A 15,183-nucleotide genomic window follows, 5' to 3' on the forward strand; every position below is an offset into this window, starting at 1 on the left:
GGCGATGTTCGGTCTGTTACGACTTCCCATTCTGATGATGATCGCCTTTATTGTGGGCGTGTTTTTTGAACGCTCCAACCAGCGCGAAGTTTGCGCCGAGATTGGACAATGGCAGGACGGGCTATGTGTGACGGATGGGCCAAATGAGTGATCTGATCTGCGTTGGCAGCATTGCAGGATCGTATGGCGTGCGCGGTGAAGTGCGGCTCAAGAGCTATTGCGCGATTCCGGAAGACATCGAAGCCTATTCGCCGCTAACAGACGAAGACGGGAACGAGCGTTATCCTCTGGTCCTGACCCGCTCGATCAAGAACGGCTTTGCCGCGCGGCTGGGTGGCGTGGAAACCAAGGAACAGGCTGACGAGTTGAAAGGTTTGCGCCTTTTTGCTCGGCGTGATCAGTTGCCGTCTCTGCCCGACGACGAATTCTATCACACCGATCTGATCGGGCTGGACGTCTATGACACTGGCGGCACGTTGCTGGGCCGGGTCAAATCGGTGCAGAACCACGGCGCGACGGACCTGCTGGAATTGCACGGGCCGGGCTTGAAAGCCACTGTATTGCTGCCATTCACGCTTGCGGCTGTTCCGACCGTCGATCTGGAAAAGGGCCGCATCGTCGCCGATCCTCCGGATGGCCTGATCTGATGCGCCGTGTCCTGCTGCATCTTGGGCTACACAAAACGGGCACAACCGCAGCGCAGTCTTTTCTTTTTGAAAACCGCGAGCTGATCTGGCCGCATTTCGCACTGGTTCTACCTTACCGCACCCGCAAATCCGGCCTGTCGCGCGCGGCCACCAATCACTCGGTCTACGGCACGGTCGGCACTCTGTCGGAATTCGGCGGCCAAGTGCGCGACTTTCTGGAAACGCTGGATTTTGGAGACAAGCGCGGGCTTCTCGTCAGCGAGGAAAACTTCGCTGGTTTGCGGCCCAGCCGCAACCTCGAGCAAGGCTACGCCGCCGCCCCGGATCTTGCAGCGTGTCTGGTCGACTCTATCCACCACAGGTTTGCAGGGCAGCCAGTCGAGATCACGATCTACCTGTCCCTCCGCCAACGTGGAAGCTGGCTGCGCAGCCTGTGGGCGCATGACTTGCAGCGGATGCGGCAGGTTCAGGACTTTGACACCTATCGCGAAGACATGGACCACCTCCCGCCGTTGCAGGACACAGTGGACCGGATCAAAGAAAAATTACCGTCCGTGACGGTTTTGTCCGAGTGGTTGGAAGAGTTGCAGTTGCGGCGTTTCGGCCCCGGCACACCGTTTGCGGATTTTTTGAATCTGCCACGGAACAAGGCCAATCTTCTCGTCCCGCCCGCCAATTCAAACCCGCGACTGCCAGAGGACGTTCTGGCGGAATTGCTGGACCTGAACCGTTCACATCTGGACGAGGCGGCTCTGGTCGAGCAAAAGAAGGCCATCGTCGAACGCGCGCAAAAGGCTCTGATTGGCACGACATGACTGACAAACCCTCAAAGTCCCACGGGCGCAAGGCGATCCGACCGACCCTGAAACCGCGTGAACTGTTGACCCCGACACCGGACCTGCACGGCGTTTGGAAAGCAAAGATCATCACGCTGTTCCCATCGGCCTTTCCCGGCGTGCTGGGCGAAAGCCTGACTGGCAAGGCGTTGCAGGAAGGATTGTGGCAACTAGAGACGGTCGACCTGCGTCAGTTCGGCGTCGGCAAGCACCGAAATGTGGACGACACCCCAGCCGGAGGCGGTGCGGGAATGGTTCTGCGCGCTGATGTCTTGGGCGAAGCGATTGAACATACGATGGCAGGTGTGCATGGGAACTGGCCCCTGATCTATCTCAGCCCACGCGGACGCCGGATGGACCAGCGCATGATGCAGAACCTTGCGCGTTGTGACGGCATGACCCTGCTCTGCGGTCGGTTTGAGGGCGTGGACGAGCGTGTGCTTGAGCATTACGGCGTTCAGGAGGTCTCGTTGGGCGATTTTGTCATGACGGGTGGTGAAATTGCTGCTCAGGCGCTGATCGACGCAACGGTTCGCCTGATCCCGGGCGTGTTGGGCAACCAAGCCTCGGCCGAGGAGGAGAGCTTTTCTTCCGGGCTGTTGGAACACCCGCAATATACCCGCCCCGCCGAATGGAAGGGACGTCCGATCCCCGATATCCTGATGTCCGGTCATCACGGTCGCATCGCTGAATGGCGGCACGAGATGTCAGAACAAATCACACGCGACCGTCGGCCCGACCTGTGGGATGCCTATCGAAAGTCGCGGGACTAACCTGCTTTCCACCGTGTCCAGATATCAGGCGGGCCGTTGAACGTATTGATGTCCACCGGCCCATCCACGCCGGGAACCAGCCCGGTTCCGGTGTATTGCCAAAACCGCCAGACGGCCTTGGGGTAAACATTGCGCGGATGTCCCGCGACAGACCGCAACCAGAACTCGGTCTTGGGCAGGCGACCGATCTCTGTATCGCCATAGAAATCCACGGTCGTATAGACGATCGGACGGCGCCCATAGTGACGTTCCAGAATATCAAGAAAGCGCTGCGCCTCGGCCCGAACGGTTGCGCCATCGGGACGCAGAGTGCAGGTCTTGGAATGTGGCGTCCACTCCATGTCCAGCACATGCGGCAGGTCTGATCCTCGGGGCACGTTCTTGATAAACCAGCGCGCCTGCTCATGCGCGGGCCGACAGAAATAATAGTAATGATACGCGCCCCACGGCACCCCCGCCGCGCGCGCGCCCACGCTATGCGCATTGAACATCGGGTCTGCGACATCCCCGCCTTCGGTGGCCTTGATGAAAACGAAACTGACGCCCGATGCTTTGGCCCGACGCCAGTCGATGGGTCCCTGCCAACGCGACACGTCCAGCCCGTGCACCGGGTATTGACCGGGATGCCGCCCCTCCCAGTCATGGGGGTCGGCATCGCCAAAGGATGGGAAGACCACGGATGGTGAAGTCGTGTCCAGAAAGGCTTTGGCCTCGACCTGTTGCGGTGGAGGGCTGTTGCGACCGCAGGACAGGGTCGCAAAGGCGATTAAAGCCAGCATCAGAGCTGTGCGCATGTTCTGTTCCTGTATAAATTTCTGCTCGTATAATTGCCTTCCAGAATGCCTGATCGCCCCCGTAAGGCAACGGTGTTGTTTTTCGGCGGCGAAAACTCACCACCCGGCCCTGTAAAATATGACGATTTGGGCTTGATCCCTGCGATCAAAGCCCTTAAACGACCGCAATCCGGTGCCGCACTTGCGCGACTCCGGTGTTTTGGTTTGGTCCATGTCGTGACGCCCGGCTTTCTTCAGCTACGGCGCGGCGGAACAAACCGCACCAAAGGAACATTCGATCTGACCTCTGGCGGGCTGTACGCAGGACCCGGTGAAGACCAAGAGCTCTCAGCCCGTGCCCAAACTTCGTGGACCAACCACGAGCAGATAGGAGTGAATGCGATGGACCTGATCGCACAGCTTGAGGCGGAACAGATTGCCGCCCTGGGGAAAGACATCCCCGATTTCAAAGCCGGTGACACCATCCGTGTCGGCTTTAAAGTGACCGAAGGGTCGCGTACCCGTGTGCAGAACTACGAAGGCGTCTGCATCGCGCGCAAAGGTGGCAGCGGCATTGCCGGCTCGTTCACCGTCCGCAAAATTTCGTTCGGCGAAGGCGTGGAGCGTGTTTTCCCGCTGCATTCGACCAACATCGACAGCATCACCGTTGTCCGCCGTGGCCGCGTCCGTCGCGCCAAACTGTACTATCTGCGCACCCGTCGCGGTAAATCCGCGCGTATCGCAGAGGTCACCAACTACAAGCCCAAGGCTGGCGCCGAGGCGTAAGGAGCGGAAAGATGAAAAAAGACATCCATCCCGACTACCACATCATCGACGTCAAACTGACCGATGGCACCGTGGTTCAGATGAAATCCACCTGGGGCGCCGAGGGCGACCAGCTGGCCCTGGAAATCGACCCCTCCGTGCACCCTGCATGGACCGGTGGCGGCGCGCGCCTGATGGACGCGGGCGGCCGTGTGTCGAAGTTCAAAAAGAAATACGAAGGTCTGGGCTTCTAAGCCGGACCCGGTTCCCAAACAAAAGGCCGCCCCTTTGGGCCAAGGCTCTATAGGTAAATGTTGAAGGAGGCTGAGACGTCAGCCTCCTTCTTATTTTTCATAGATTGAGGCGGTCGACCATCGGCAGTAATTGGCGGCCTCTGGATTTGATCCAGCACATGACCTGATTGAACCCAAGATCGACACTGGTGTATACTACCATAGCCTTCGCTTAGGGGGATCGTCGAATTCTGCCGTATTCAGCAGCAATGGCCTGCTTCCAAAGAGAGCAGAACCACATTCAATTGTTCAAAGACAACGTAAACGATCTTTTCACTGCAAGCGTTACAACAAATCATCTCTTAGCCTATTGAAACCGATCATAGGGGACAATCTGGAGCGACAGACCGTCCGCAACTTGGGCAAATATAGGTGCGCTCACCTCCAGACCCGGAGACCTTGCCCCGCGCCAAGTTCGAACGAGGGTTAGCTGGTCGGCCGCGCCCATCTCGTGGGTCAGGTAATACGCCGTAAAGGTCGCAAAGTGGATTGCGGCAAAAATTGACTGAGAAGCCGCCAGGCAGGCGAGGAAGCCGAGTTCTCATTTTGTTCGCAGATTTTTGCGAATCTTTCTTGGGGTCCGGCACGTCACAAGCTCTTATTTCTAAACGAAAACGACCAGCAGGTTAACTGCTGGTCGATAGCTCGTCAACATTTACCTATAGTGGCTTGCCTTTGGGCGGCCTTTTTTGTTTCGCCCTTTGCGCTAGGCGTGGGCAGGCGGCGCGACGTGTTCTTTGTAACGTTCCAACATCAAGCGATACTCGGTCGGCACGTCACGTATTGAAAGCAATCCGACGACCTTCCCTCGGCTAAGAACTGGAAGATGTCGGAACCCGCCATCAACCATGATCCTAAGCGCATCCGCTGGACCGCTGTTTACGGACGCAACTTGGGGATTGGGCGTCATGATCTCTCGCACCATCGTGTCGGACGTACGCTTGCTTTGGCAGATGCACTTTCGGATGACGTCGCGCTCGCTCAGGATACCTACAAGGGTATCTTCCTCCAAAACCACAAGCGCACCCACATTCAGGCGATCCAGAACATGACACGCTTTGCGAACGGTCTCGTCAGGCGATGTTTGGGGGATTTCGCGGTGTTCGACAATTTGCGCAACAGACTGAATAACCATGATGTAACTCCTAAATAAAACTGCCACAGAATAGCACAGATTTGCGAAATCCGAGGTTAAATCATTCACAAAATGCCCATTTCAGGCCGGGCGCAACAGAATTTGGATCAGCGCTGTTTTGTCAGCTCCGCAGCACTGTGAACTGGCGGGATCGGACCACGCAAAAGAACCAGAGCAAGCGCCATGCCGATCAGCGCTGCAATCGCGGTGATCATCATGGCACTGTCAAAAGCGTTGTCCTGCAAGTCCCGCAGAGCCTTTGCCAGTGCGGTTCCGCTCTGAGGCTTCATCGCCGAGATCAACTGCTGGATCTGGCTCGGGGTTCCGTGTGCAAGCGCGTGGGCGAGATCCTCGCGCTGGGTTGAACCGCTGGGCAGCGCGTCGATCACTTCGGACAAGCCTCGTCGGATGGTGATCGCCTCGGCCAAACCGCACACAACCGCGCCCAAAGTCGCGCCAAAATAGAGGCAGGCGTTGATCACACCAGACCCCTGCCCCACATGCGCCTCTGGAAGCAGCCGCAAGCCAAGGCGTGGTAGCAGCGAAAAACAAATACCCAACCCGACCCCGACCATCATCAGTTTCCACCAAATCTCGCCGTATTGCGTCGTGTTCGTTGTTGCCATCAACAGCAGGAACCCGCAGGCCATCGCACCTAGTCCGATCACGACCGGCCACCGGAAACTGTAGGGCGCCAGAAACCGCGGCGCCGTGACCGAAATAACGAACATACTGAGGCTGAGCGGCATGATCGCCAGCCCCGCGCCAACGGGGGAATACCCAAAGGCGTCTGGCGACTGCACGAAAGTGTTGAAATAGACAAAGAACCCAAACAACGTGAAGCCGGTGAAAAACATCCCCGCGGCGGCCATGAAATAGCGTGGATGACGAAAATACCTCAGCTCGATCAACGGATCATCGCTGCGCCGCGCGGCGAGAACGATACCGACAGTTGCAAGGGCTGCGACGCCCAGCGGCACCAATGTCATGGACGTTGTCCAACCGTTGCTTTCCCCGCTACTGAGCGCAAAAGACAGCGGCCCGAGAAACAGCAGGATTGCCATGGCCCCGAGGTAATCGAACCGTGCCCCGGCCAGACGCGTATCCGGGACGTATTTCTGCTTGCTCACTTTCAGGCCAATAACAAAGGCGATCACCAAAAGGATCAGATCGGTTGCGAACACCGCGCGCCAACTGACGTAGTGGGCAAATGCACCGCCGACTATGGGGCCAACGCCAATCGCCAGCCCGACGATCGCGCCCCAGGCGCCTGTCACGCTGGCGCGTTGTTCCTCTGGCGTTGCCGCAGTCAACAGCGACAGAGACGTGCCAAACAATGCCGCAGCACCCGCCCCTTGCGCGCCGCGCCCAATCAAGAGCATCGCGCCATCTTGTGCGAAAAGGACAAGGGAAGACCCTATGGCAAAGACGATCATGCCAAAGAAGAACACCCCCATCTTGCCCGTGATGTCCCCCAACCGACTGACGATAGTCACCAAGGTGGCGCTGGCGACGGTGTACGTCGCCATGACCCATTGCAGGCCCGACGGCGTAAGATCGAATTCGGCCTTGAGGTTGGGCAGGATGGTCGCAACTGCCGTTGTGTTGAACCCAACGACCATCATGCAGATCGCGGTCATAGCCAGAACGACCCGCGCCCCATCCGGATGTGAATTCGTCTGTGACATCGCTCCGCCCTCAAACCCACCGGCGCCTTTGGGACGCCACATCAACACCTTAGCAGGTTTTGGCCCATCGCATAACCTCAGATCCAATAGGACAGGGCAAGCGGCAAAACAGCGATCGTTGTCAGCGTTGACACCAGAATGAACCCAGCCACGTCCGGGCCGTATTCCGGCATGTGTTGATCAATGAACAGGTAAGTTGCCACCGACGACGGCATCAAACAGCACAGGATAACCGCACCGCGTTCAGCCCCGGTAAAGCCGAATGCCCAGACCAGCGCGGTCGCAATCGCAATCGCCATAATCAGGTGCAGCACAGTCAGGATCACGGCGCGGCCAAGGCGTTGTACCTGAAGGCTCGCCAGTGTGTGGCCCAGAGTCAAAAGCATCAGCGGGATGGAAAGACCGCCGAGAATGTCAAACGACTTGGCCACAGGTTGCGGCAGACTGTACCCCGTTGCCATCAGCACCAGTGAAACGATTACCGCGTAGATGATCGGGGACGCGGCCAGCTTTTTCGGTGAAAACTCACCAGCCGGAATCCACATGCCCACGGTGAAGATGCTGATCAGGACGACCACCACAAAGCCCATCGTGTACGCCATCCCGGCATCGCCCAGCGCCAAAAGCGTGATCGGCAGGCCGATATTGCCGACATTGCCGTGCATCAAAGGCGTCAGGAACGCACGGACCGGCAAGCGCATGGCCCTAAGAGCCACAAACCCCAGCACGCCAAAGCCTGCAATCGCCAGCGCCGCCGCAGCCATCACGTCCAGGAATGTCCCCACCGCGATCTTTGTCGTTGAAAGGTGCGAGATGATTAGCGTCGGATACCCGACCCGAGACACGATCCCTCCGATGACCTTGTTGTCAAACGGAGCTTTGAACAACGCCAGACTATACCCGATCCCGGCGCAGATCAGCACAGGCAGGACCACGTTCAGCACGTTTAGAAACAGATGGTCCACCGCAAGCCCCTGATCCAATTTCGTAATTCGGACAGTGAAACAGGTGGTTGAGTTTGGCAAGCGCGAGGCCAAACCCGACCCTGAGATTTCCGCAACAGCGAATTTTATTGAGCACCGACTGTGTTTCGGGTTCTTCCCTTCCCAGCTTCCACAACATATAGTGTTTTTCAACAACGTGTGGTCAAACACGGCGGGACGTGGGAATACAGGTATGGCACATATCATCGTAGTGGGGAACGAGAAGGGCGGCGCAGGCAAGTCTACCGTTTCAATGCACGTCGCCACAGCGCTGGCACGGCTGGGGCATAAGGTCAGCACGCTGGACCTTGATCTTCGGCAACGCAGCCTTGGACGCTATTTTGAAAATCGCGCCAATTTCCTGAAAAACTCAGACCTGACCCTGCCGACACCGCGCCACCACGACCTGCCCGAGATCGACGCGACCAAGTTGAAACCGGGCGAGAATATCTATGACCATCGTCTGTCTGCCGCAGTTGCCGAGTTGGAAAGCGACAGCGATTTCATCCTGATTGACTGCCCGGGCTCGCATACGCGCCTCAGCCAGGTGGCGCATTCTCTGGCCGATACACTAATCACCCCGCTGAACGACAGTTTCATCGACTTTGACCTGCTGGCCCGGATTGATTCAAAGGGCGAAAAAATCCTCGGCCCGTCGGTTTATTCCGAGATGGTCTGGAATGCCCGACAGTTGCGCGCGCAGGCCGGTCTGAAACCGATCGACTGGGTTGTTGTGCGCAATCGTGTGGGTACGCAGCGCATGGTCAACAAGGAAAAGATGCAGCGCGCGATCGAGATGCTGTCGCAACGCATCGGGTTCCGCGTCGCCTCGGGCTTTTCCGAACGCGTGATCTTCCGCGAGTTGTTCCCGCGCGGGCTGACCCTGCTGGACCTCAAGGATATCGGGGTCAAGCAGCTCAATATCTCGAACATCGCCGCGCGTCAGGAACTGCGCGACATGATGAAGGAGCTGAACCTGCCGGGCGTCGAGATCGACTTTTAACCGTTATACACGGTAAACAGCTCTTTCGGTTCCGGCACGCCACGCAGCATGTAACGCCCGACCGAGATCAGATCCTGACTGCACGGCATGGCCGCCTGCGCCACATCGTCTGAAATCAGAATACGCTGCCCCAGTGACCGGTGCATTCCCGCAATCCTTGCCGTCTGGTTCACAGCCGGTCCGATCACGGTGAAATCAAGCCGACTTTCCGACCCGATATTGCCGTATAAAATCTCACCTGCATGCAGGGCCAGCGTGAAATTGGCGACCGGAAGGCCAGCGGCGCTGCGCTCATCGTTTAGCAGCCTGATCCGCTCTTGCAGCACAGGCACTGCTTTCAAAGCCGCGCGCGCGTCTTCGTCAATCTCGCCCACGTCGAACATGGCCATCAGCCCGTCGCCCATAAATTTCAGGATGTTTCCGTCATTGTCATGCACCACCCCGACGGCCACTGCTAGGTAGTCATTCAGCATGTCGATGATTTCGCTGCCCGGCAACTCTTCGGACAGGCTGGTGAACCCCTCCAGATCAAAGTTCCAGATCACGGCATCAATCTGCTGCAGAGAGCCGCGCCGAATTTCGCCCGAAAGAACACGGCGACCGGCTTCGCGGCCCAGATAGACACGCATCAAATCCTCGGAGACCCGTGCGTTAGACGCCGATTTCAGCGCCAAACCCAGATGGGGCAACGCAGTGTTGATCAGCTCAAGATCGCCGTCACGAAACCCGTCCGGAGCATTCGACGTCCAGGACAGCAACACACCATCCACGGCTTTCTTGGCGTCCCGCGGCGCGTTGTGGGTCGGGACGTCGAACGTCACACCCCGCGCATAATACTCGGTCGCCCCATTCTCTCTGAGCTCATTGATCAGGGGAAATCGGCTGGGTTCGTTCTGATCCACCATGCGTTCGTGCACAACTTCGACATCATCGTTGAGAATGGCAAAAAGCGGGCTTTTCTGCCAATCCTCGCTGACATCTTCCGAATACTCGAACTTCTGATAATCCCCGCCACGCCCCTGGTACCAGCTATACCCCGTACCGCCGTAAACCGGGTGCAGCGCAGATTGCGCCGCGTGAAACCGCATCAAGGGCACGCCCATATCAATAAGCCGTGTGCAGTACCCGTCCAGAAGTTCTTCTTTTTCGGCACCAGCAAGGCCACGCGATACCAGCCAATTAATAAGATCGTTCGTTTTCGCCGCGTTGGGGTCCGGGGCTGTCATGTCAAAATCCTGCGTCCACTCAGGGTGTCATCTGGGGTCACCTAGCGTAAATTACCAGTGGTCAATCCATATGCGCCAGCCGTCCAAGCATTTTGCGCAGCAGGGCAACCTCATCCTCTTGGAACATCCCCGCCAACTTGGTGTCGTATCTCTGCGCGATTTCGCACAGTTCGCGGTAAACCGTCTGCCCGGTAGCCGTTAGCGTCAGCTGCTCGGCCCGGCGATCTGATTGGCTCCGAGTGCGCGCAAGATATCTGCGCTGCTCTAGTTTGCTGACTGCGCGGCTGATCTTGGTCTTGTGAATCCGCGCCCGCGTTCCGATCTCTTTCGCGGTCATCTCGCCGTAGTTGCCCAAGTGAAACAGAACGCGCCATTCGGTGCGCAACATTCCGTACCGATCCTTGTAGGCCCGCTGAAACTCTAACGAGCTTTCCTCGGCCGCCCGGTTCAGCAGGTAGGGCAGGAAAACCCGCAGATCAAATTCATCTTTTTTGTCGGAATCCGTGTTCGTCATGCTTGTTAGTTACAAAATCAACTATTATCGGACAAGCAGCAAATGGAGGAACACTGGATGAATCGTCCGACGGATCCGCACAGCCTGACACAAGCCAGCAGCCCGGTGGGGACGCACGAAGGCTACATGCCCGGCTTTGGCAATGACTTTGAGACCGAGGCTCTGCCCGGCGCTTTGCCCCAAGGGATGAACAGTCCGCAGCGCTGTAATTACGGGCTGTATGGCGAGCAACTCAGCGGCACCGCCTTTACAGCCAATCCACCCGAACGGACGTGGTGCTATCGCATCCGGCCTTCGGTGAAACATTCGCATCGCTACGAAAAGATCGACCTGCCCTATTGGAAATCCGCACCTTACGTCGATCCTGATGTGATCAGTCTGGGCCAGTACCGCTGGGATGCGGTTGCCCATTCAGACGAAGGGCTGACGTGGCTAACCGGGATGCGCACCATGACCACGGCTGGCGACGTGAACACGCAGGTGGGTATGGCCAGCCATATCTATCTGGTCACCAAATCCATGGTGGATGACTACTTTTTCTCAGCCGATTCCGAGCTTCTGGTGGTGCCGCAGGAAGGCCGCCTGCGCTTTGCGACCGAATTGGGGATCATTGACCTAGCGCCGAAAGAGATCGCCATCATCCCGCGTGGCTTGCTGTACCGGGTTGAGGTGCTGGAAGGTCCCGCGCGTGGGTTTGTCTGCGAAAACTACGGGCAAAAGTTTGAACTGCCCGGTCGCGGTCCGATCGGCGCCAACTGCATGGCCAATCCGCGCGACTTCAAGGCCCCCGTCGCAGCGTTTGAGGACCGTGAAGTTCCCTCGACAGTCACCGTCAAATGGTGCGGACAGTTCCATACAACGCAGATCGGTCAAAGCCCGCTGGACGTGGTGGCATGGCATGGCAACTACGCGCCTTACAAATACGACCTGCGCACGTATTGTCCGGTCGGAGCGATCCTGTTCGACCACCCCGATCCCTCGATCTTTACCGTGCTGACGGCCCCATCAGGTCAGCCCGGCACGGCCAATATCGACTTTGTCCTGTTCCGCGAGCGCTGGATGGTGGCCGAGGATACGTTCCGCCCGCCGTGGTACCACAAGAACATCATGTCCGAGCTGATGGGCAACATCTACGGCCAGTACGACGCCAAACCGCAGGGCTTTGTTCCCGGCGGCATGAGTCTGCACAACATGATGCTGCCTCACGGACCAGACCGCGAAGCGTTCGACAAGGCGTCGAATTCCAACCTTGGGCCGGACAAGCTGGACAACACCATGTCCTTTATGTTTGAAACCCGGTTCCCTCAGCATCTGACCCCATTCGCAGCAAATGAAGCCCCGTTGCAGGATGACTACATTGACTGCTGGACCTCTCTTGAGAAAAAGTTCGACGGTACGCCGGGGAAAAAGTGATGGATGGTGGATACATAGTCATAGCCGTGTTCTCAGGCATCTTCGGGTTGTCGATTTGGGCATTGCGCGGACGCTGGAACGGAAAGCGCGACCACTACAGGCACAACCCAATGCCCGGCCATCGCCAAGCGGGTTCTTCCGGCGGGACCGATCCCAGCGGCGATTGAAAGATAGAAAACAGGAACATGTTGTACCCCCATTCCCAACACCACGTTCTCAAAGACGCTAAAGACGACAAGGATCAAAGATGCCTCTAATGACATCCTGGGTGGCATCGGCCAATGACGCCCACCACCCTTTTCCGCTAAACAACCTGCCTTATGGCGTATTCTCGACCGACGGCGATGAACCGCGCTGCGGGGTGGCGATCGGAGACATGATCTTTGATGTCACAGCCGCAGAAGCCGAGGGATTGATCCAGTTGGCGGACGAGCCGCTGTTCGACCTGCCCTTCTGGAACCCGCTGATGGAACAAGGCCCGGCGGTCTGGGCCGCGTTGCGAGACCGGCTAACAGACCTTCTGGCCGAGGGCAGCGAGGCACGGTCCGACATTGAACACCTTCTGGTCGCTCAAAGCGACGCCGAAATGCATATGCCCGTCGCCGTCAGCGAATACACCGATTTCTATGCCGGACGGCATCACGCGCAGAATGTCGGCACCATGTTCCGTGGCCCTGAAAACGCGCTGCCGCCGAACTGGTTGCACATTCCGATTGGCTATAACGGCCGCGCGTCTTCGGTGGTGGTTTCCGGCACCGACATCCGCCGCCCTTGGGGTCAGTTGAAATCGCCCGACCACGACCGCCCGGCCTTTCTGCCCAGCCGCCGCTTCGACATCGAGCTGGAAATGGGCGCGCTTGTTGGCACGCCTTCGGACGGGCCGATCACGGTGCAGGAAGCCGACAATAACATCTTTGGTTATGTCCTGCTGAACGACTGGTCCGCGCGCGATATTCAAGCGTGGGAATACCAGCCTCTTGGACCGTTTCAGGCCAAGGCTACTGCTACTTCGATCAGCCCGTGGATCGTTACCAAGGCGGCGTTGGAGCCGTTCCGGTGCGATACCCCCGCGCGAGAGTTCGAGCTGCTGGATCACCTGAAAGACTGCGGCCCGATGTTGTATGACATTGATCTGTCGGTAACGATGGCCCCCGAGGGGAAGCCCGCCACAACAATCGCCAGAACGAATTACAAAGAGATGTACTATTCCTCGGCGCAGCAACTGGCCCATCACTCGACCTCGGGCTGCCCGATGAACATAGGCGATTTGTTGGGGTCGGGCACGATCTCGGGGCCAACAAAGCCCGAGCGCGGCTCGCTTCTGGAACTGAGCTGGGGCGGTAAAGAGCCGCTTATGCTGGACACGGGCGAAACCCGCACCTTCATCGAGGACGGCGACACCTTGACCCTGACCGGTGAGGCCAAGGGCGAAGGGTATACAATCGGGTTTGGTGACTGCGTGGGTACGGTTTTACCTGCACTGCAAGACCCTTACGGGCGCTAACCCGTGACGGCGAACCCCACATATGTCGGATATATCGCGATGAGCCTAGACGGGTTCATCGCTGATCCCGATGGCAGTGTGGACTGGCTGAACCCGTTCAACGAAGCCTTATCCTCGGACGGGGGTGACGGGGGCTATGGGGAATTTATCGCATCCATTGACGCCCTGATCATGGGCCGCGCCACATATGATCAGGTTCTTGGTTGGGGTTGGCCATATGGCGAACGGCCAGCTTATGTGATGACCCGGCAAAAGAAGCTCAATGGCGAACATATCGCCGCTTCGGGCAGCATCGAGTCCCTGGAAACTGCCATTTTAAAAGCCGGACACAAAAGAGTCTGGATTCTTGGCGGCGGCAAAACGCAACGCGCAGCGATTGACGCAGGTATGTTCGATACACTTCGTATCTTCATCATGCCAACCCTGCTTGGTCAGGGATTGCCCTGTTTTGCCCCCGGAAAACAGCACAATCTGACGCTCATGGAAGTCTCGAAACAGCCGGGCGGCATTCTGCAAATAGACTACAGTGTAAAAGGTTGAACGATGACCAAAGCTTTCGCGTCCCAAGGGGACATGTCGGAAAAGAAAATCTCGTTTACCGAGGTCGGCGAAGGTTTGTATGCCTTCACCGCCGAAGGTGATCCGAATTCTGGCGTCATCATCGGCGACGACAGCGTCATGATTGTCGAGGCGCAGGCGACGCCGCGTCTGGCAACCAAGGTCATCGAATGCGTGCGCTCGGTCACAGACAAGCCCATCACCCATGTCGCGCTGACCCACTATCACGCTGTCAGGGTTCTAGGTGCCAGCGCCTTCGGTGCCCAACAGATCATCATGTCCGACATGGCCCGCGCGATGGTTGTGGAACGTGGGCAAGAGGACTGGGACAGCGAATTCCAGCGTTTCCCCCGCCTGTTCGAGGGACACGAAAGCATCCCCGGTCTGACATGGCCCACCACCACCTTCAGCGACACGATGACCGTCTATCTGGGCAACCGTCGGGTTGATCTGATGCATCTGGGCCGCGCACATACGGCGGGCGATATCGTGATCCACGTGCCCGATCAGAACGTGATGTTTACCGGTGACATCGTCGAATATCACTCGGCCTGCTACTGCGGCGACGGGCATTTCGGCGACTGGAGCGACACGCTGGACGAAATCAAATGGTTCGATGTTGACGCGATTGCGCCGGGTCGCGGAGACGCTCTGGTGGGCAAAAGCATGGTGAATGCTGCCATCGAGAACACACGCGACTTTGTGGACAGCACCTATCGCCCGGCAGCAAGGGTTGCCGCGCGCGGTGGTTCCTTGAAAGAAGCGTGGGATGCAGTTCGCGCCGAGTGCGATCCCAAATTCTCGAACTACGCGATCTACGAACACTGCCTGCCGTTCAACGTCGCCCGCGCCTATGACGAGGCGCGCGGCATCGACACCCCGCGCATCTGGACCGCGCAGCGCGATCTTGAGATGTGGGAGGCGTTGCAAGGTTAGGGACATAGCGTCGCATTTGATCCAGATCGTTTTGCGCGGGAAAAATCAGTGAAACCATTGGGAAAGACCACTGGGTTGGCCAGCCCAGAGGCCAAGGACTTGCGTCGCAGGGAGCCAAAGCATCGGGGAGAGAACC

At 58.0% G+C, this 15,183-nt stretch carries 18 protein-coding genes; 12 read left to right on the forward strand and 6 right to left on the reverse strand.

Features of this window, described 5'->3' with window-relative positions:
* Positions 1-4: 4 nt before the first annotated feature.
* The 4 genes from ACR0KS_RS18600 to trmD are packed head-to-tail and all read left to right on the forward strand — an operon-like array spanning position 5 to position 2,256.
* Positions 5-151 carry a hypothetical protein gene (locus tag ACR0KS_RS18600; protein WP_170418159.1) on the forward strand — a complete coding sequence of 49 codons (147 nt, stop codon included), beginning with the start codon at positions 5-7 and terminating at the stop codon, positions 149-151.
* A complete protein-coding gene (gene rimM / locus ACR0KS_RS18605; RefSeq protein WP_170567807.1) occupies positions 144-647 on the forward strand; it encodes a ribosome maturation factor RimM in 504 nt (167 codons plus the stop codon). Before ACR0KS_RS18600 ends, rimM begins: the two co-directional genes overlap by 8 nt.
* Complete coding sequence (locus ACR0KS_RS18610; RefSeq protein WP_170567809.1) at positions 647-1,462, forward strand: hypothetical protein; 816 nt, start codon at positions 647-649, stop codon at positions 1,460-1,462. The genes rimM and ACR0KS_RS18610 overlap by 1 nt, the downstream gene beginning before the upstream one ends.
* Positions 1,459-2,256, forward strand: a complete 798-nt coding sequence (trmD, locus tag ACR0KS_RS18615; protein ID WP_170554697.1) for a tRNA (guanosine(37)-N1)-methyltransferase TrmD — start codon at positions 1,459-1,461, stop codon at positions 2,254-2,256. Before ACR0KS_RS18610 ends, trmD begins: the two co-directional genes overlap by 4 nt.
* Here trmD and ACR0KS_RS18620 read toward each other — a convergent pair.
* The gene (locus tag ACR0KS_RS18620) at positions 2,253-3,050 is read right to left on the reverse strand and encodes a glycoside hydrolase family 25 protein (RefSeq protein WP_170567811.1); all 798 of its coding nucleotides are present in this window, start codon (positions 3,048-3,050) and stop codon (positions 2,253-2,255) included. The genes trmD and ACR0KS_RS18620 overlap by 4 nt on opposite strands.
* 381 nt (positions 3,051-3,431) lie before the next feature.
* On the opposite strand from ACR0KS_RS18620, the gene rplS reads away from it, so the two are divergent.
* Together rplS and rpmE are read left to right on the forward strand one after the other, a co-directional pair.
* The gene (gene rplS / locus ACR0KS_RS18625; RefSeq protein WP_039541573.1) at positions 3,432-3,815 is read left to right on the forward strand and encodes a 50S ribosomal protein L19; all 384 of its coding nucleotides are present in this window, start codon (positions 3,432-3,434) and stop codon (positions 3,813-3,815) included.
* Between the two features lie 11 nt (positions 3,816-3,826).
* On the forward strand, positions 3,827-4,048 hold the full coding sequence (rpmE, locus tag ACR0KS_RS18630; protein WP_170388151.1) for a 50S ribosomal protein L31: 222 nt from the start codon (positions 3,827-3,829) through the stop codon (positions 4,046-4,048).
* Between the two features lie 745 nt (positions 4,049-4,793).
* Here the strand turns inward: rpmE and ACR0KS_RS18635 are convergent.
* The 3 genes from ACR0KS_RS18635 to ACR0KS_RS18645 all read right to left on the reverse strand — a co-directional run bounded on the left by ACR0KS_RS18635 (position 4,794) and on the right by ACR0KS_RS18645 (position 7,875).
* The gene (locus tag ACR0KS_RS18635; protein ID WP_170567813.1) at positions 4,794-5,222 is read right to left on the reverse strand and encodes a CBS domain-containing protein; all 429 of its coding nucleotides are present in this window, start codon (positions 5,220-5,222) and stop codon (positions 4,794-4,796) included.
* Positions 5,223-5,329: 107 nt separating this feature from the next.
* Complete coding sequence (locus ACR0KS_RS18640; RefSeq protein WP_170567814.1) at positions 5,330-6,910, reverse strand: MFS transporter; 1,581 nt, start codon at positions 6,908-6,910, stop codon at positions 5,330-5,332.
* Positions 6,911-6,987: 77 nt separating this feature from the next.
* Complete coding sequence (locus ACR0KS_RS18645; RefSeq protein ID WP_170567816.1) at positions 6,988-7,875, reverse strand: AEC family transporter; 888 nt, start codon at positions 7,873-7,875, stop codon at positions 6,988-6,990.
* 211 nt (positions 7,876-8,086) lie between these two features.
* Here ACR0KS_RS18645 and ACR0KS_RS18650 point away from each other — a divergent pair, with 211 nt between their 5' ends.
* Positions 8,087-8,896, forward strand: a complete 810-nt coding sequence (locus ACR0KS_RS18650; RefSeq protein WP_170388145.1) for a division plane positioning ATPase MipZ — start codon at positions 8,087-8,089, stop codon at positions 8,894-8,896.
* On the opposite strand, the gene ACR0KS_RS18655 is transcribed toward ACR0KS_RS18650, so the two are convergent.
* Together ACR0KS_RS18655 and ACR0KS_RS18660 are read right to left on the reverse strand one after the other, a co-directional pair.
* On the reverse strand, positions 8,893-10,122 hold the full coding sequence (locus ACR0KS_RS18655; RefSeq protein WP_170567818.1) for an adenylate/guanylate cyclase domain-containing protein: 1,230 nt from the start codon (positions 10,120-10,122) through the stop codon (positions 8,893-8,895). The two genes, ACR0KS_RS18650 and ACR0KS_RS18655, sit on opposite strands and share 4 nt — an antisense overlap.
* Before the next feature lie 61 nt (positions 10,123-10,183).
* Complete coding sequence (locus ACR0KS_RS18660) at positions 10,184-10,636, reverse strand: MarR family winged helix-turn-helix transcriptional regulator (RefSeq protein ID WP_170567820.1); 453 nt, start codon at positions 10,634-10,636, stop codon at positions 10,184-10,186.
* Positions 10,637-10,693: 57 nt separating this feature from the next.
* Here ACR0KS_RS18660 and hmgA point away from each other — a divergent pair, with 57 nt between their 5' ends.
* From hmgA to ACR0KS_RS18685, 5 genes are all read left to right on the forward strand, one after another.
* The gene (gene hmgA, locus ACR0KS_RS18665; protein WP_170567821.1) at positions 10,694-12,049 is read left to right on the forward strand and encodes a homogentisate 1,2-dioxygenase; all 1,356 of its coding nucleotides are present in this window, start codon (positions 10,694-10,696) and stop codon (positions 12,047-12,049) included.
* Positions 12,049-12,216, forward strand: coding sequence for a hypothetical protein (locus ACR0KS_RS18670; RefSeq protein ID WP_170567823.1), 168 nt, complete (start codon positions 12,049-12,051; stop codon positions 12,214-12,216). The genes hmgA and ACR0KS_RS18670 overlap by 1 nt, the downstream gene beginning before the upstream one ends.
* An 80-nt stretch (positions 12,217-12,296) precedes the next feature.
* Positions 12,297-13,553 carry a fumarylacetoacetase gene (fahA, locus tag ACR0KS_RS18675; protein ID WP_170567825.1) on the forward strand — a complete coding sequence of 419 codons (1,257 nt, stop codon included), beginning with the start codon at positions 12,297-12,299 and terminating at the stop codon, positions 13,551-13,553.
* A 3-nt stretch (positions 13,554-13,556) separates the two neighbouring features.
* Complete coding sequence (locus tag ACR0KS_RS18680; RefSeq protein WP_170567827.1) at positions 13,557-14,093, forward strand: dihydrofolate reductase family protein; 537 nt, start codon at positions 13,557-13,559, stop codon at positions 14,091-14,093.
* Between the two features lie 3 nt (positions 14,094-14,096).
* On the forward strand, positions 14,097-15,047 hold the full coding sequence (locus ACR0KS_RS18685; RefSeq protein ID WP_480693297.1) for an MBL fold metallo-hydrolase: 951 nt from the start codon (positions 14,097-14,099) through the stop codon (positions 15,045-15,047).
* Positions 15,048-15,183 lie beyond the last annotated feature (136 nt).

This window comes from Ruegeria sp. BC7 (assembly GCF_056539165.1).